The sequence below is a fragment of the Dactylosporangium sp. CA-233914 genome (genome assembly GCF_050942935.1).
Lineage (GTDB): Bacteria > Actinomycetota > Actinomycetes > Mycobacteriales > Micromonosporaceae > Dactylosporangium.
Genome location: NZ_CP192030.1, coordinates 9,289,682 through 9,305,151, shown reverse-complemented (window position 1 = coordinate 9,305,151; position 15,470 = coordinate 9,289,682). Strand labels below are relative to the sequence as shown.

Genomic DNA, 15,470 nt, shown 5'->3' with positions numbered 1-15,470 from the left:
CGGGAAACCCCCGGCCGTGGCTTGGGGCCGAGTCGCGACGTCAGCCGTCACCGGTCGTCCTCCGCCCGGCGCGGCATGCCGTACACCGTGCCGCGAGCCTTCGGCGGCGGCGGGTTGCCGCGCTTGCGCACCAGCCGGGAGACGACGAAGAAGGCGACCAGGAGCGCACAGACGACGATGACGAGGTTCTGGAACGTACCCACGTAGGACTCGACGGCGTGCCAGTTCTCCCCGAGCAGGTAGCCGGCCATCACGAACACGGTGTTCCAAATCAGGCTGCCGAGCGTCGTGTACAGCAGGAACGTCGCCACCCGCATCCGCTCGATCCCGGCTGGGACGGAAATCAGGCTCCGGAAGATGGGAATCATCCGGCCGAAGAAGACCGCCTTCCCGCCATGCCGGGCGAACCACGCCTCCGTCCGGTCGATGTCATCCAGCTTCACCAGCGGCAGCCTCGCCGCGATCGCGCGAACCCGATCCCGCCCCAACACGACGCCGACGTAGTACAACGCGACCGCACCCACCACCGAACCCAGCGTGGTCCAGGCGATGGCGGCAAACAGGTTCATCTTGCCCTGACTGGCGGCGAACCCGGCCAACGGCAGGATCACCTCACTCGGAATCGGCGGGAACAGGTTCTCCAACGCCACCGCCAACCCGGCACCGGGACCACCCAGCCGCTCCACCAAGTCGGTCACGAACCCAACCAGACCACCATCCGGCGACTCGGCTTGCCTGGCCAACACTTCTGCATGCATCGACACGAACCACGAACGGATCATGCCAACGACGCTATGAGCCCGCTACGGTCGAAACCATGAGGTCGACCGCCGACCTCAGCAGGCGAACCTCAACCGGCAAGGTGCGGAAAACCACACCCAGGACAGCCTCACAACCAGGCCGCACCGGGCTCCGCACACTGGCTACCGCCACGCCAACACGGTGATGGTCAGCTCTTCTGAGATTACACCCGCAGCGATCCATCGCCGCCAGCCAGCTTGACCTGCAGACATCACCATGCCCTTCTCATTGATCAACCATCGGCGGGCGTGGCCGTGCAACGCCTGGCAGGCCACACCGATACCGCGGAACAGGCACCGGCCGCATACGTCGGGTCGATCCCAGCCGCTCCGTAACGCGCTCAAGCACGTCGAGCGAGACGAAGGGCTACGGCTCCGGCTGCAACGCCGGCTGGGTATCGGCCCCGGCGACCGGGCCGTGCAGCTGCCCGAAGACCCCGACCAATCCGCCCGCGCGACATCCGAAAGACCGCCGCGTCACCGTGACCCACCGCTGCCAGCGCCGCCCGGTATTGTGAACCTATGCGCGTGGTGCTCGCCGCCAGCGGGGCGGAGCAGTTCAGCGTACTGCGTGACACGTGCCTTGCGGCGGGTCATGAACCGGTTGCGTATGTGGTGTCGCGGTCGATGCGTCCTCGTTCACCTGTTGACGCGTGGATGGCGGCGTCGCTTTCGAAGCTTGTGACGCAACTGCCGGACGGGATTGACCTTCTGGTGCCGGCCAGCGGCGCTGGACTGGCCCGTCAACTCGTCGGTTACCGGCCGGATCTGGTGGTTGTGCACGGTTTCAACTGGCGGCTGCCGGTCCAGGTGCTGGAGATGGCGACGTACGGGGCGGTCAATATCCATCCGTCGTTGTTGCCGAAGTATCGTGGGCCCGCGCCGGTGTTGGCAGCGATCCGTGCGGGCGACCCGGGCATCGGGTTGACGGTGCATCGGATGGACGAGGGGTTTGACACTGGCCCGGTCCTCGTACAGCGCGATGGGATCGTCCTTGATGAGTGGGTCACACCGGCGCTGCTGTGGTCGCGGATGGGGCCGGTGCTCGCGGAGGCGCTCACTGCGTCCCTGAAGATGGTCGCCGACGGGGCGCCCGGCACGCCGCAGGGCGACGTCGGAGCGAGCTATGCCGGGTTCATCGAGCCGGAGTTCTCCGTCATCGACTGGGGCCGCACCGCCGCGCAGGTCCACCACCAGGTGCGGATGTTCGCGTACCTGGGGCGGGCGCCGGTCGGAGTGGTTGACGGTGTACGGCTGCGCGTGGTTCGCACCTCGCTGGCTGAGGCCGACGGGCTGTGCGTGGAGTGCGCCGACGCCCCGATCTGGATTGTCGAGTCCGCCCCGGAGGCGGATCAGCCGTCCGGGGCTTGACCCTGCAGCCGGTCACGCAGTGCCGTCGCAGCAGGGTCGTGGAAGTGTTCCAACAGCGCCAGGGCTTCTGCGCGGTGGGCCTGTGCGCTATCGGTGTTGCCGAGTCGATGGCTGGCGTCGGCCCAGGACGCGAGCGTGCACGCGTGGTGCCATCGGCTGTGCATGTCGCGCTGGGTGGCTGCGGCGACGGTGTAGAAGTCGACCGCCTCGTCGAATCGGCCGAGGTCCTGGTATGCATCGCCGGCGGCGGCGATGGCGATGGCTTCCCGGATCCGGTCGCCGACGCGTCGCTGGAGTGTGGCGGAGCGTTGGTAGGACTCCAGTGCCTGGCCGGGTTCGCCGGCGGCGCGTTGGATATGGCCGAGTTCGACGAGCCAGTGCCCGAGCCACATCGGGTTGTCGACATGTTCGGCGATGGTGATCGCGGCGCCGATATGGGCGGAGGCGCTGACGAGATCGCCGGTCTCCCGTCGTAGCCGGCTCAGGAGATACAGGGCATTGCCCTCGCCGAAGCGGTCGCCGGACCGGCGCAGCGTCCGCAGCGCGTCCTCCAGCGGGAGGGTGGCCTCGGTGTGCCGCTGCAGTTCCAGCAGCGCTTGGGCTCGGTTGGCGTCGAGGTTGCCGATCCAGTACCCGTCGTCGAGGTCGGCGGCGATGTGTCGTCCCTGGGTGAAGGCCGCCACAGCGTCGTCGAGGCGTCGGGCAGCCAACGCGACCAGCCCGAGCGCGTTGTGGGACATCGCCTCGCCGCGGCGGTCACCGAGGCGTTGCCGAATCTCCAGCGCGGACCGGTGGCTCGTCGCGGCGTCGTCGAGGCGGCCGGATTGCAGGTACGCAGCGCCGAGATTCGCGTACGTCCACGCCTGACCGGCAAGGTCACCGGCCGCGATGGCGCTGGTGAGGCCGAGGTGGCCGGTGGCCAGCCAGTCGTCGAAGGCGTTCTGCAGCGCGCAGATCCGGCCGAGGACCACGGCGAGTCGCCATGCGAGTGGGTGCAGATCCGCGTCGGCGGCGGCGCGGGTCGCGGCGGCGAGGTTGTCGCATTCGGTGGTGTACCAATGCTGTGCGGCGTCGGACGTCGCCAGCATCGGCGGCAGCGGGTCGACTTCCGCCGGGATGGAGTGGAGCATCGCGCTGGTGTCGAATCCGGTGAGGTGGTGCAGCACGGTGGCCGCGGCTTGGAGGTACCAGCTGACGAGTCGGCGCAGCGCGGCCGTCCGCTCTGTCTGGTCGTCGATGTCGCGAGCCTGGTCGTGGGCGTAGGCACGCAGCAGATCGTGAAACTCGTATCGGCCTGGTGCCCGCTGGTCGAGCAGGTGCGCGCCGACGAGGGCATCCAGGTATCGGCGGGTGGTGCGCAGATCGTGTCCGCCGAGCGCGGCTGCGGCCTCGGCGCTGAACTGGTTGCCCGGATGCAGGCCCAGCAGCCGGAACAGGCGGGCGGCGGGTTCGGGCAGTGCCCGGTAGGACCAGGCGAAGACGGTGCGTACGGCGTCGCTGTCGTCATCGTCGCCCGGGGTGAGTGCCTCCCACAGCGCTGACTCGTCGCGGAGGTCGGCGATCACCTCGTCGAGACGCATCATCGGCCGGCTTGCCGCGCGTTCGGCGGCGACCCGCAGCGCGAGGGGCAGGCGCGCGCACAGCCGTGCCAGTTCGACGAGTTCGTGGCGCCGGTCGTCGGTACGGTAGCGACTGGTCATGATGCCCAGTAAAGCAACGGCGTCGTCCTCCTGCAGCACGTTGAGTCCGACGCGGACCGCACCGTCGCGGGCGACCAGCGCGGACATGCGATCCCGGCTCGTCACGACGGTAAGGCAGGTATTTGTACCGGGCAGCAACGGGCGCACCTGGGCCGAGGTCGCGGCATTGTCGAGGACGATCAGGACACGCCGGCCGGCGAGCACCGACCGATACAGCGACGCCCGGTCGTCGACCTCAGCAGGGATCGCCCTCGTGGGGACGCCCAGGTCGCGCAGGAAGCGGGTGAGGATCTGACCGCCTGTGGCGGGCGCTCCCGGGTCGTAGCCCCGCAGGTTGACATACAGCTGGCCGTCCGGGAACCGGTGCCGGACGGAGTGCGCCCACCGCAGCGCCAGGGATGTCTTACCCACGCCGGCGGTACCTGTAATGACCGCGACGACCGTCGCGTGGGATTCGTGCCGCTCAGCGCCGAGCGCCCCGTCGAGCGCGGCCAGTTCGATGTGCCGGTTGACGAACGCGGACACGTCACCGGGCAACTGTGACGGGATGACCATAAAGGACCGCAGCCCATGGTGGTGGACGTGTACGCCACCGTGGATATCCCGGGCCTGCACGATGTCGCTTGAAGATCCGTTGGCATCCACCCGGTTGAGATGACTCTGCGGCTCCGCTGAAGGGGTAGACATACGGCGGCCGGGTCAGGGTGTCGGCGGGGGCAGTGGGGAGACCTCCCGGTCGAAGAATGAGGCCAGGGGTTCGCCCTCGTCATAGAGGGTTCGGGTAAGCCGTCGGCAGCGCTCGACCAGGCCGCGGTCACGGAACCGGCGGCCCGCGCACAGGACACCGTGTTCGTCGTAGACGGGCTGGTACAGCACCGTCGACCCGAGCGTGGCGAACTCCGGCAACAATCCGTCTGATTCCAGTTCAGCGATCTTGTCCGGGCCGATGACCCGGATCAACGCGCCGGCCCGCTCACGGGCGCGCAGCAGGTGCAGCTCCCATTGCAGGTACGGGATGATCGGCTGCTCGACGACCCGGACCCGGTATATGGCGAAGCCGTGCGCAGCAATCTTTCGGAAGTAGTCGGCCAAGTCGTCGCGGCGGGCCTCCAGCAGCCGCAGCGCCTCGCTCCAGTTGCCTTCGGCGAACGCCCGCCAGCTGTCGTCGCCGGGTTCGCGGAAGTGCTGCTGGCGTTCCAGCTTCCAGAAATCGTCCTCTTTGATCGACCAGAAGTCCCGGTCGAAATCAAGGAAGTAGTCGTCCAGCGTCAACAGCTCGCTGTCGACGCCATCAAGAAGGTCAGACATCCGGGATGTCGGCACGCGCGGCCAGCATCGTGCGGCGCGGGATGACCACCACGCGCTCACCCGGACCGACACGTGCGTCGGCGGGCAACAACGTCCGGTAGTGGTCAGTCAGGTCACGGCCGACAACCGCAACGTCACCGTTGTCGAGCTCCCAGATGTCTGGACAGCCGTTCTCCCCACCAGTAGCGTTCAACTCTTCGGGGGATCTGCCCCAGCGGCGCAAGAATCTTGCCGCGGTGTCCGGCTCCCAACCGACGCCCACAGCCACCTCCGATGATTCGCCGGACGGCATTGACTTTCGGTAATGCTACTAGCACATTGCTGTGAGCGGAACGAGACGCCCGTCGCCCTCGTACTCGCGACAAGGACTGCCGAGACGCGCTCAGCACCGCTCTCCGAACGGCAGCGGCCACCGATCCCGACTTCGCCGAGGCTCTGCGGGTTGTGTGGCGGGAGGTGATCGATACGGGGCGCCGTTTCCTGCACCCCTGCTCAGAACCGTTCTGGCCACTCGTTGCGGCACACGGCTCAAGCAGCGGGGTGGGCGCGCAGTCGATCGTCTTGCCGCCGTTCATTCTGCGTCAAGTGCGAACGGAATTGGCCGACCTGACGCACGTCAGGTCGAAGTCTCCAGCCTTGGCGTCCTCGACGAACGTGGTCCACTCATCTCGGCTGAAGGTCAGGATCGGGCCGTTGCCGTGCTGCTTGGTGTCGCGCACCTGGACGACATCCTCATGAAGGCGGACGTCCACGCACGACCCGTTGTTATTGCTGCGCGTGGACTTGCGCCAGGTGTCGTCGAGCGTGGACATGGCGTGCTCCCATCCTGGTCGCTCGTTCGTGGCTCCACGCGCTCGTGATCAAGGTGCGTGAGCACGGCTGGAATGGCGTGATCGGAGAGCGGGGCATCTTGTCGCTGCGGCCTGCTGAACGCCGCGACGTCTTGGCTGACTCTGAGCGGGTATGCCGAGCGGCGATCCCAAAGGGCACCTTGTGCATCCGCATCCGAGATGCGCTCGGGTCGGTCTTCGATGATGCCCAGTTCAGCGCCCTGTTCTCCGCGCGCGGCCGGCCGGCGCTGTCGCCGGGCCGGTTGGCGTTGTCTCTGCGCCAGAGCCAAGAATCCGACAGGCCCGGTCCTGGGTGAATCCTCGGCGTCGGTCGCATCGCTCCCCGAGGCTAAGTTGCTCCGCCCGACCCGTACGAACGGTCCTCGTCGTGGCCGACGATATTCCGGCCGTTGACGTTGTGCGTCAGGTCACATACGATGACTGACCGTACGAACGGTTAGTCAAAGGTGGAAGCAATGACCGAAGTTGTCGGGAACAGCGCAGAGTCCGCCGCAGCGAAGGGCTGCCCCATCGTGCATGAGGAGTTCTTCGAGTCCCGGAAGCTCGGTGCTCACTGGGCGCTCGGGGACCGCCTGCGTGAGCAGGGGACAGTCCACTGGAACACCCACGCGCAGGGCTATTGGATGTTCGCCGGGCAGGAGGCCGTGCGGGACATCTTCCGAAACCCGGACGTCTTCTCCAGCCAGTCCATCACCCCATGGGACCCGTTCCCCGAGTACAAGACGATCCCGACGATGGTCGACGGTCAGGACCACCTCAACTATCGGCGGCTGCTGAACCCGTGGTTCACCGCGGAGCGGGTCCGCACCGCCGAGTTGCAGATGCGCGCGATCGCTAGCCGTCGTATCTCCGAGATCAAGCCGAAGGGCCAATGCGACTTCCCGGCCGAGTTCGCCCTCGACTACCCCACTGAGGTCTTCCTCAGCTTCACTGGCATGAACGTCGAGGACACGCCGAAGCTGCGCGGCTGGGTCGACGACTTCTTCGCCGGGTACGGCGGCGACCCGGCGACTCAAGAGGCGATGGCCAACGGCATCGCCGGTCTCACCCATTACTGGCAAGAAGCGGTGAACGAGCGCCGCGGCGAGAGCGAGCCTCGTGCGGGCGACTTCGCGTCGTTTCTCATGCACCAGTCTTTCGGCGGTGAGCGGCCGCTGACCGATAAGGAGGTCGTGGACCTTCTGCTGCTCGCGGTCATCGGCGGCCTCGACACGACCAAGAGCCAGCTGAGCTATTTCTTTCGGCACCTCGCCGAGAACCCGGGCGACCGAAACCGGCTCGTCGCTGAGCCGGACATCATCCCGTCTGCGGTCGAGGAGGCGCTCCGCTTCTACACGATCACCTTCGGCGACGGTCGCAAGGTCACCCAGGACATTCACTTCCATGGCGTCGACCTCAAGGAGGGCGACATGGTGTGGGCGATGGTGGCCTCGGCCAATCGCGACCCGAAGGCGTTCGAGCGGGCCAACGAGTTCGTCGTCGACCGAAAGAAGAACCTGCACGCCGGATTCGCGCTCGGCCCGCACCGTTGCCTCGGCATTCACTTGGCCCGCGCCTCGATGCGGATCGCGACCGAGGAGTGGCTCAAGCAGATTCCGGTGTTCCGGATGAATGCCAGCGAGGAACTCACCGAGCGAGGCGCCGGCTCGATGCTCGCGCCCTGGTCGGTCCCCCTCGCCTGGAAGTGACACCGCAACGGCCCGAGACATCGGTGAGCACGACGAACCGGTTCTTGATCGGCCGGCCGCGCTGGTCCGCGTCATCGCCGATCCCGCGATCACCATCGGTCACAGCCGGATCGTGGTCCCTCGACGATGAGGTGCTCGAGAGCGTCACCTGCACCCAGTCGCGCCCTTCGTCTGTACCTTCGCGGGACCGCGGACCTGCCGGCGACAGGGGCCGAGCTCCGCTGTCCGGCGACGATCTTGACCGCTTCATCCTTGCCGTCGGCAGAAGGAGACATAGACCGTCCGTGACCCTGTCGCGGCGAGGACTCGTTCGCAGAAGAACTAGGAGATAGAGGCTGATGGTGAAGCTGACCATCGATCAGCGCATGTGCCAGGGGCACGGTCGTTGCTACGGCCAGGCGCCGACGCTCATCGAGTGCGACGACCAGGGCTACCCGGTTGTTCCCGAGAACGGGGTCACGATCCCCGATCGTGACCTGGCCGAGGAGATCGTGGACAATTGCCCCGAGCAGGCGATCACGGTCCACACCGAATGACCGATCGGCTGGCTGGGCGCCGGGTCCTGGTGACGGGAGCCGACGGTGCGATCGGCGGCGCAACCCACCGGCTGTTCGTCGCCGAGGGTGCCCGTGTCGTAGCCTCCGATCTCGTCGCGCGGAACGGGATCGTCGCCGATGTCTCCAACGAGGCCGACGTGAACCGGTTGGTCGCCAACGCGGTCGCCGAGCTCGGCGGTCTCGACGCCGTCGTTCACGTCGCCGGTCTGCTCAGGCCGGCGCCGGTGGCCGAAATGGACCTGGCCGGCTGGCAGCGGCACCTCGACGTGAACCTGACCTCGTCGTACCTACTGGCCCGGGCGACCCGGCCGCACCTGGCCGCCGGCGACGGGCCGAGCATCGTGCTCACCTCGTCGATCGGCGGTTTCAAGGGTGGTCCCGGCGGGACGGCGTATTCCGCTTCCAAGGGCGGAATCATGGCCTTCGCACGCACGCTGGCGACCGAACTGGGCCCGCAGCGGATCCGCGTGAACGCGGTCGCCCCTGGCTGGGTCGACACCGCCTTCAACGCCCCGTTCGTCGAGGCGATGGGCGGCCGTGAGGTACAGGAGCAGGTCGTCGCCGCCTCGGTCGCGCTCGGCCGGCAGGGGCGACCCGAGGAGGTGGCCGAGGCGATGCTCTTCCTGGTCTCACCGGGGGCGTCATACGTCAACGGACACGTCCTCGTCGTCGACGGCGGCTGAGCGCCACCCTCAACGCCCAGGGGGCCGCTGGGGTGTCGCAGCGGCCCTCCGTCGGTCGGGATTCAACGGACCGTGTACCCGCCGTCGTTGGCGTAGTAGCCACCGGTCATGTTCGCGGCCGCGTCGGAGAGCAGGAAGCTCACCAGGGCGGCGATCTCGTGCGGCGCTGCCACCTGGCCGCGTGGGTGCTGGGCGGTGATGAAGTCCTGCTGCTCCTGGATCAGCGTAGTCTCGAAGAGGTCGGTCCGGACGAAGCCGGGGCAGACGCAGTTGACCCGGATCCCGTCCTTCGCGTGGTCGAGTGCGGCCGTCCGGGTCAGGCCGAGGACCGCGTGCTTGGAGGCTGCGTACGCCGCGGTCTGCTCCGAGCCGAGCACACTCATGATCGAGCCCATGTTCACGACCGCGCCGTACCCCTGCGATCGCATCGCCCTCAGCTCGGCGCGGAGGCAGTAGAGCGTGCCATGCAGATTGACGTCGATGGTCCGGTGCCAGGAATTCAGGTCGATGTCGGCCACTGACGCTCGTCCAGTCCCGATGCCGGCGTTGTTCACCGCGGCGTCCAGGCGGCCGTGCCGGGCGACCACGTCCGCGACGAGTGCGTCCACGGCTGGGGCGTCGGCGACGTCGAGCACCGCCGGTTCGGCACGGCCGCCGTCCGCCTCGATCGCCGCGGTGACCTTCGTGGCGCGTTGTGCCTCGAGGTCCACCACTACCACGTGGTAGCCGTTCCGGGCCAGGTTGTGGGCGCAGGCCTCACCGATGCCACTGCCTGCGCCGGTGACCAGCGCGATCCGCTGCTGGCTGTTCGCAGTGGTGTTCATACCCGCACCCTCCCGCCGTCGACCACCAGTGAAGCGCCGCTGACGTAGCCGGCCAGGTCCGAGGCGAGCAGTAGGATGCTGCGCGCGACGTCCTCAGCGGTGCCGGCGCGGCGCAGCGGGATCGATTCCAGGTAAGCATCGGCGAGCTGCGTGCCGACCACCGGAACGTCGACCCTCGTCATCGTGGTCTCGATGAAACCGGGGTGTACCGCGTTGACGCGGATACCCTGCGGCCCGAGTTCGTCGGCGAGCGCCAGGGTGAGCCCGCGCACGGCGAACTTCGTGGTGCAGTACGCAGAAGCCTGGGCCGCGCCCTGCAGGCCGGCGACGCTGGACAGGTTGACGATCACGCCGTTGCCCCGGGGGATCATTGCGCGCGCGGCCTCCTGGGCCATGAAAAACGCGGCCCGGGCGTTCACCGCCGACATCCGGTCGAAGTCGTCCTCAGTGACGTCGAGGAATGGCGCCATTGCGAAGACGCCGGCGTTGTTGACCAGTACGTCGAGACCGCCGAGCTCCTCGGCGATCGCAACGGCCTTCGCGCGGTCGGCTGCCAGCGTCACGTCGGAGGTGACGAATTCCGCACGACCCCCCGCGGCGCGGATAACGTCCGCAGTCGAATCGCCTCCCTCGCGAGGCTTGCTGAGGCGGTCCGCGACTACGACCGTGGCACCTTCGGACGCCAACAGGACGGCTGTGGCGCGCCCGATCCCGCTGGCCGCCCCTGTCACCAGGGCCACCCGGCCCGCCATCAACTGATCCATGCAGGACCCCTTTCCGAGCCGCTCGCGACGCTGACAACCTGTGACGCGCACCACGTTACCCTCTTGACCGCACGTACGGTTAGTCCTATGGTTGCGGCCGCTGAGACGTACGTCACGACGTCGCGTGGATGGGAAGGAAGTGGCCTGAGGATGATGCCGTTCGTCATCGCCGGTCTCGTGGCTGGAGCGATCTACGGTCTTGTCGCCGTCGGCTTGGTACTGACCTACAAAGCCTCGGGCGTCTTCAACTTCGCGCAGGGCGCGATCGCCACCGTCTCGGCCTACACGTTCTACGAGCTGCACGTGGTACATCTGATGGCTTGGCAGCCGGCCGCGCTGATCGCGGTCTTTGGTGTCGGCTTTGTAGTCGGTCTGCTCTTCGAGCGGCTGGGCCGGGCACTGACCGGGGCCAGTCTGGCGATCCAGGTGACCAGCACCGTCGGTGTGGTCCTCCTCGTCCAGGCCGCGGTGCTGCTGCACTACGGCACCACCGAGGTGCGGATCGTGCCGGTGTTCCTCGCCGATGGGTTCTTCGCCCTCGGCGGCGCGAACGTCCTCTACGCGCAGCTGGTCACTTTCGTCATCGCGGTAGTGGCCACCGCCGCCCTGTACGCACTCTTCCGCTGGGCCCGGCTGGGCCGCTCGATGCGTGCCCTGGTCGACGACCCGGCGCTACTCGCATTGACCGGCACCAGCCCGAACGGCGTCCGCCGCTGGGCCTGGATCATCGGCGTGACCTTCGCGGCCGCCTCCGGCGTGTTGTTCTGCACCATCCAGCCGCTGGACCCGACGGTACTTACCCTGCTCGTCGTCCAGGCCTTCGGCGCGGCCGCGATCGGCGCGTTCCGGAGTCTGCCGATGACCTTCGCCGGTGGCCTGTTCGTCGGTGTCGCCGCGTCGCTCTCCACCAAGTACTTCACCGGCGGGATCCTCCAAGGTGTTCCGGCGGCCTTCCCGTTCATCGTGCTCTTCGTCGTCCTGCTCGTCTTCCCGAAGAAGTACCTGGCGTCCTCGGCCCGTCTGGTGCCGCAGGTGCGGGACCCCTGGCACGCGCCGGCACGCGTGCAGTTGATGACGGCACTGGTGCTGCTGGCTGTGCTCGCCCTGGTGCCGAACTTCGCCGGGATCCACCTCAACGACTGGACGACGGCACTCGCGACGCTGGTGGTGCTGCTCTCGCTCGGCCTGCTGGTGCGTGAGTCCGGCCAGCTCTCGCTCGGCCACGTCGCGTTCATGGCGATCGGCGTGGCCACCTTCGCCCGGTTGGCCGACCGTGGCTTGCCCTGGGTTCTCGCCTTTGTCGCCGCGGCGCTGATCGCGCTCCCGATCGGCGCCCTGCTCGCCATCCCGGCGATCCGGCTGACCGGCCTGTACCTGGCGCTGGCCACGCTCGGCTTCGGGATCGTGCTGCAGTACATGTTCTACACACAGGACTTCATGTTCGGCTTCAGCGGATCCGGTCTGACGGTGCCCCGGCCCGCCACCTTCGGGTTCGACTCGGACGCCGGGTTCTACTACCTGGTCCTCGCCCTCTCCGCGGCGGCCGCGCTCTTCGTCGTCGCCCTGGTGCGCGGCCGGATGGGCCGGCTGCTGCGCGCGATGGCCGACTCCTCGACCACGCTCGCCACGCTGGGTGCCTCGGTCAACGTCACCCGGGTGCTGGTCTTCTGCATCTCCGCTGCGCTCGCTGCGGCCGGGGGTGCCCTGATCGGCATGTCGCAGGGAACGGTGACACTGCTGGCCTACCCGCCGCTGCTGTCGCTGAACTACCTCGCACTGATCATGATCGTCGTCGGCCGGGCGCCCTGGTACGCCGTCTTCGCGGCCGCTGGTCTGGTGCTGGTGCCGTCGTATCTGATCAGCACCACCACCAGCTACTGGCTCCAGCTGGCCTTCGGCGTCTTCGCCATCCTGCTCGCGTTCGCTCCGCCGCAGGGCGCACCACCGGCGCTCAAACGGGTGCTCGACCGCTGGGGCGGGGCCAAGCCCGCGGTGCAGGCCGAGCGGCGCGCCACCGCCGAGCCGGAGCGGGTCGCCGACGGCGTCCTCGAACTGCGCGACATTACCGTGCGCTTCGGCGGCCTGGTCGCGGTCGACGGGTTCTCCCTGGTCGCGCCCACCGGCGAGATCACCGGGCTGATCGGCCCGAACGGCGCGGGCAAGACCACCACGTTCAACGTCGCCACCGGTCTGCAGAAGCCGACCACTGGCGACATCCTGCTCGACGGTCAACCGGTGCGCCGGCTCGGCCCGGACGCGCGGGCCCGGCTCGGCCTGGGCCGGACCTTCCAGAAAATGGAGCTGTTCGACTCGCTCACCGTGGCCGAAAACGTGAACATTGGCCTCGAGGGCAGTCTCGCTGGGCGCAACCCGCTGCGGCACGTCTTCGCCGGCGGCCGCGACCGTGCCGCGATCGCCGAGCGCGCCGCAGCGGCGCTGGAGAGCTGCGGCATCGCCGACCTCGCCGACCGCCCGGTGGCCTCGCTCTCCACCGGGCAGCGACGCCTGGTCGAACTCGCGCGCTGCCTGGCCGGTCCGTTCCGGATCCTGCTGCTGGACGAGCCGTCGTCCGGCCTGGATCCGGCGGAGACGGCGGCGTTCGGCGACGTGCTCGAACGGGTCGTGGCCGAACGCGGCGTCGGGATCCTGCTGGTCGAGCACGACATGGACCTGGTGATGCGCCTCTCCCAGCGGATCTTCGTCCTCGACTTCGGCAAGCCGCTCTTCGACGGCACCCCGGCCGAGGTCCGCGGGTCGGCGGTCGTCCAGGCGGCGTACCTGGGTCTGGACGAGGCCGAGCTCGATGCCCCGATCGACGACGCGATGGAGGTCGGCCGATGAGCAGCACCGCACCCGTGATCGAACTGGTCGGCGTCAGCGTCGCCTACGGCGCGCAGACCGCGGTCCGCGGCATCGACCTGAGCGTCCCGGGCGGCGCCGTGACCGCCCTGCTGGGGCCCAACGGCGCCGGCAAGACCACCCTGCTGCGGGCGATCGCCGGCCTGCAGCGCTGCGCCGCCGGTCAGATCCGGCTCGACGGCACCGACGTCACCAAGCTCGCCGCCCACCAGCGGGCCCGGCAGGGCATCTGCCTGATCCCGGAGGGACGTGGCATTTTTCGCAGCCTCACCGTGGCCGAGAACCTCAAGGCGCTCGCCGCTCCCGGGGTCCGCCGTGTCGACGAGGCGTTGGAGGCGTTCCCGGTGCTGGCCGAGCGCCGCCGTCAGGTGGCCGGCACCATGTCCGGCGGTCAGCAGCAGATGCTCGCGCTGGCCCGCTGCTTCCTGACCGATCCAAAGGTGATCCTGCTCGACGAGGTGTCGATGGGCTTGGCCCCACTCGTGGTCGACCAGATCTTCGCCTCGATCGAACGCCTCGCCGCCACCGGCGTCTCCCTGCTCGTCGTCGAGCAGTACGTCGACCGTGCCCTGGACCTGGCCGACCACGCCCACGTGCTCAGCCATGGAGACCTCGTCCACGGCGGGCCGGCCGACAGCCTGAGCCGCGAGGAACTGATCGGCAGTTACCTCGGAATGCACGCGTTACCGCCTCCCGGAACCCCGCCCGGGCGGCCTGGTGTGGCCCGCCACGCCAACCACATCACGACAGGAGAATCACCATGAAGTTGAAGCCCTGGGCCGCCGCACTGGTCGCCCTCGCCACCGGGCTGGCCATCACCGGCTGCGGCAGCTCCAAGAAGGGCTCGGACGCTGCCGCCGACGGTGGGCTGAAGGGCGACCCGGTCAAGGTCGGCCTCATCTGCAGCTGCTCGGGTCCGTTCGCCTCATCGCTTGGCTCCCTGCCCGATCTGGCCAAGGCATGGTCGACGTACCTGAACAACAAGGGCGGCATCAACGGTGCGCCCGTCGAGGTCGTGGTCGCCGATGACGGCGCCGACGCGACGAAGTCGCAGCAGCTGGTCCGCAAGCTCGTCGAGCAGGACAAGGTGCTGGCGATCGTGGACGAAACCGCGTCGTTCGACGCGACCTGGGCCGACTACGTCACCAAGAAGGCGATTCCGGTCACCGGCGGTGTCAGCTTCACTGTGCCGATGACCAGCAACGCGAACTTCTTCCCGGCCGGGGGCAACCTGGCCGCGGTCACCTACGGCCTGGTCAAGCTGATGGAGGACGCCGGCAAGAAGAAGCTGGCGCTGATGCCGTGCGCCGAGGCCCCGCTCTGCGACGGCTACGGGGGCCAGATCTCCCGGATCTCCGACGTGCTCGGTGCCGGCATCGACATTGTCTACCAGTCGAAGGTCGCGGCCACTGCGGCCAGCTACACCTCGCTGTGCCTGGCCGCCAAGAAGGCCGGGGCAGACGCGATGTACGTGGGCCACGCCGGTCAGGTCGTGGAGCGGATCGTCAACGAGTGCGTGCTCCAGGGCTTCAAGCCCAAGCAGTTCCAGGTCGGCGGCGACGTCGTCTCCAGCTGGTCGAAGAACCCGAACATGGACGGCGTTCCGATCGCCCAGCTGCACCTGCCAATGCACGACACCAGCACCAAGGGCGGCAAGGACTTCGCCGACGCGATCGCGAAGTACGCGCCGGAGCTGCCGAACGGCACCAGCTGGGCCGGCAGCGTCCTGGAGACCTGGACCGGTCTGCAGCTCTTCGCCGCGGCCGCGAACGAGGCGAAGGTCACCGCGAACTCGACCGGTGCGGACGTGAAGAAGGGCCTCTACGCGATCGCCGGGACCACCCTGGACGGCCTCACCCCGCCGTTGCACTACGTCGAGGGTAAGCCGACGCTGATCAACTGCTACTTCAACGAGTCGGTCGAGGGCGGCAAGTGGACGACGCCGGGCGGCGCCGCGCCGGTCTGCCTCGACGACGCCACGGCGGAGAAGGTGAACAAAGCCTTCGCCGGCTGACGAACGAACCGCGGGACCGCCCGGCGATCCCGGGCCGGCCCTGAAACCAGA

Annotated in this window: 15 protein-coding genes; 8 read left to right on the top strand and 7 right to left on the bottom strand. The window is 68.3% G+C overall.

Annotation, left to right across the window (positions count from 1 at the left end; genetic code table 11):
* Positions 1 to 47: 47 nt before the first annotated feature.
* Positions 48 to 758, bottom strand: a complete 711-nt coding sequence (locus tag ACQPY0_RS41440) for a DedA family protein (RefSeq protein WP_432995578.1) — start codon at positions 756 to 758, stop codon at positions 48 to 50.
* A 564-nt stretch (positions 759 to 1,322) separates the two neighbouring features.
* On the opposite strand from ACQPY0_RS41440, the gene ACQPY0_RS41435 reads away from it, so the two are divergent.
* A complete protein-coding gene (locus ACQPY0_RS41435; RefSeq protein ID WP_432973848.1) occupies positions 1,323 to 2,171 on the top strand; it encodes a methionyl-tRNA formyltransferase in 849 nt (282 codons plus the stop codon).
* On the opposite strand, the gene ACQPY0_RS41430 is transcribed toward ACQPY0_RS41435, so the two are convergent.
* The 4 genes from ACQPY0_RS41430 to ACQPY0_RS41415 form a co-directional block, all read right to left on the bottom strand.
* Entirely contained in the window at positions 2,153 to 4,408 is a 2,256-nt protein-coding gene (locus ACQPY0_RS41430) for an ATP-binding protein (RefSeq protein WP_432973846.1), read from the bottom strand. The genes ACQPY0_RS41435 and ACQPY0_RS41430 overlap by 19 nt on opposite strands.
* Before the next feature lie 162 nt (positions 4,409 to 4,570).
* A complete protein-coding gene (locus ACQPY0_RS41425) occupies positions 4,571 to 5,179 on the bottom strand; it encodes a DUF6879 family protein (protein WP_432973844.1) in 609 nt (202 codons plus the stop codon).
* The gene (locus tag ACQPY0_RS41420) at positions 5,172 to 5,471 is read right to left on the bottom strand and encodes a hypothetical protein (protein WP_432973842.1); all 300 of its coding nucleotides are present in this window, start codon (positions 5,469 to 5,471) and stop codon (positions 5,172 to 5,174) included. Before ACQPY0_RS41420 ends, ACQPY0_RS41425 begins: the two co-directional genes overlap by 8 nt.
* Positions 5,472 to 5,760: 289 nt before the next feature.
* Positions 5,761 to 5,991: a DUF397 domain-containing protein gene (locus ACQPY0_RS41415; protein ID WP_432973840.1), complete on the bottom strand. Its 231-nt coding sequence runs from the start codon at positions 5,989 to 5,991 to the stop codon at positions 5,761 to 5,763.
* A gap of 44 nt (positions 5,992 to 6,035) precedes the next feature.
* Between ACQPY0_RS41415 and ACQPY0_RS41410 the strand changes: the two genes are divergently transcribed.
* The 4 genes from ACQPY0_RS41410 to ACQPY0_RS41395 all read left to right on the top strand — a co-directional run bounded on the left by ACQPY0_RS41410 (position 6,036) and on the right by ACQPY0_RS41395 (position 8,958).
* Entirely contained in the window at positions 6,036 to 6,326 is a 291-nt protein-coding gene (locus ACQPY0_RS41410; RefSeq protein ID WP_432973838.1) for a hypothetical protein, read from the top strand.
* A 159-nt stretch (positions 6,327 to 6,485) separates the two neighbouring features.
* Positions 6,486 to 7,718 (top strand): cytochrome P450, encoded by a 1,233-nt coding sequence (locus tag ACQPY0_RS41405; RefSeq protein WP_432973836.1) that lies wholly within the window; start codon positions 6,486 to 6,488, stop codon positions 7,716 to 7,718.
* 338 nt (positions 7,719 to 8,056) lie between these two features.
* Positions 8,057 to 8,254: a ferredoxin gene (locus ACQPY0_RS41400; protein ID WP_432973834.1), complete on the top strand. Its 198-nt coding sequence runs from the start codon at positions 8,057 to 8,059 to the stop codon at positions 8,252 to 8,254.
* Positions 8,251 to 8,958: an SDR family NAD(P)-dependent oxidoreductase gene (locus ACQPY0_RS41395; protein WP_432973832.1), complete on the top strand. Its 708-nt coding sequence runs from the start codon at positions 8,251 to 8,253 to the stop codon at positions 8,956 to 8,958. The genes ACQPY0_RS41400 and ACQPY0_RS41395 overlap by 4 nt, the downstream gene beginning before the upstream one ends.
* A 62-nt stretch (positions 8,959 to 9,020) precedes the next feature.
* On the opposite strand, the gene ACQPY0_RS41390 is transcribed toward ACQPY0_RS41395, so the two are convergent.
* Both ACQPY0_RS41390 and ACQPY0_RS41385 read right to left on the bottom strand, forming a co-directional pair.
* The gene (locus ACQPY0_RS41390; protein WP_432973830.1) at positions 9,021 to 9,782 is read right to left on the bottom strand and encodes an SDR family NAD(P)-dependent oxidoreductase; all 762 of its coding nucleotides are present in this window, start codon (positions 9,780 to 9,782) and stop codon (positions 9,021 to 9,023) included.
* Complete coding sequence (locus ACQPY0_RS41385; protein ID WP_432973828.1) at positions 9,779 to 10,546, bottom strand: SDR family NAD(P)-dependent oxidoreductase; 768 nt, start codon at positions 10,544 to 10,546, stop codon at positions 9,779 to 9,781. The genes ACQPY0_RS41390 and ACQPY0_RS41385 overlap by 4 nt, the downstream gene beginning before the upstream one ends.
* A gap of 63 nt (positions 10,547 to 10,609) precedes the next feature.
* Here ACQPY0_RS41385 and ACQPY0_RS41380 point away from each other — a divergent pair, with 63 nt between their 5' ends.
* From ACQPY0_RS41380 to ACQPY0_RS41370, 3 genes are read left to right on the top strand one after another with little or no spacing between them, the layout of a single operon-like run.
* Positions 10,610 to 13,387 carry an ABC transporter permease subunit gene (locus tag ACQPY0_RS41380; protein ID WP_432973826.1) on the top strand — a complete coding sequence of 926 codons (2,778 nt, stop codon included), beginning with the start codon at positions 10,610 to 10,612 and terminating at the stop codon, positions 13,385 to 13,387.
* Entirely contained in the window at positions 13,384 to 14,169 is a 786-nt protein-coding gene (locus ACQPY0_RS41375; RefSeq protein WP_432973824.1) for an ABC transporter ATP-binding protein, read from the top strand. The genes ACQPY0_RS41380 and ACQPY0_RS41375 overlap by 4 nt, the downstream gene beginning before the upstream one ends.
* Positions 14,166 to 15,419 carry an ABC transporter substrate-binding protein gene (locus ACQPY0_RS41370; protein ID WP_432973822.1) on the top strand — a complete coding sequence of 418 codons (1,254 nt, stop codon included), beginning with the start codon at positions 14,166 to 14,168 and terminating at the stop codon, positions 15,417 to 15,419. Before ACQPY0_RS41375 ends, ACQPY0_RS41370 begins: the two co-directional genes overlap by 4 nt.
* Positions 15,420 to 15,470 lie beyond the last annotated feature (51 nt).

Coding starts and splice junctions, on each gene's coding strand:
- ACQPY0_RS41385 (WP_432973828.1), bottom strand. CDS start 10,546: ATGGATCAGTTGATGGCGGGCCGGGTGGCCCTGGTGACAGGGGCGGCC.
- ACQPY0_RS41370 (WP_432973822.1), top strand. CDS start 14,166: ATGAAGTTGAAGCCCTGGGCCGCCGCACTGGTCGCCCTCGCCACCGGG.
- ACQPY0_RS41375 (WP_432973824.1), top strand. CDS start 13,384: ATGAGCAGCACCGCACCCGTGATCGAACTGGTCGGCGTCAGCGTCGCC.
- ACQPY0_RS41390 (WP_432973830.1), bottom strand. CDS start 9,782: ATGAACACCACTGCGAACAGCCAGCAGCGGATCGCGCTGGTCACCGGC.
- ACQPY0_RS41405 (WP_432973836.1), top strand. CDS start 6,486: ATGACCGAAGTTGTCGGGAACAGCGCAGAGTCCGCCGCAGCGAAGGGC.
- ACQPY0_RS41415 (WP_432973840.1), bottom strand. CDS start 5,991: ATGTCCACGCTCGACGACACCTGGCGCAAGTCCACGCGCAGCAATAAC.
- ACQPY0_RS41425 (WP_432973844.1), bottom strand. CDS start 5,179: ATGTCTGACCTTCTTGATGGCGTCGACAGCGAGCTGTTGACGCTGGAC.
- ACQPY0_RS41435 (WP_432973848.1), top strand. CDS start 1,323: ATGCGCGTGGTGCTCGCCGCCAGCGGGGCGGAGCAGTTCAGCGTACTG.
- ACQPY0_RS41440 (WP_432995578.1), bottom strand. CDS start 758: ATGCATGCAGAAGTGTTGGCCAGGCAAGCCGAGTCGCCGGATGGTGGT.
- ACQPY0_RS41400 (WP_432973834.1), top strand. CDS start 8,057: ATGGTGAAGCTGACCATCGATCAGCGCATGTGCCAGGGGCACGGTCGT.
- ACQPY0_RS41395 (WP_432973832.1), top strand. CDS start 8,251: ATGACCGATCGGCTGGCTGGGCGCCGGGTCCTGGTGACGGGAGCCGAC.
- ACQPY0_RS41420 (WP_432973842.1), bottom strand. CDS start 5,471: ATGCCGTCCGGCGAATCATCGGAGGTGGCTGTGGGCGTCGGTTGGGAG.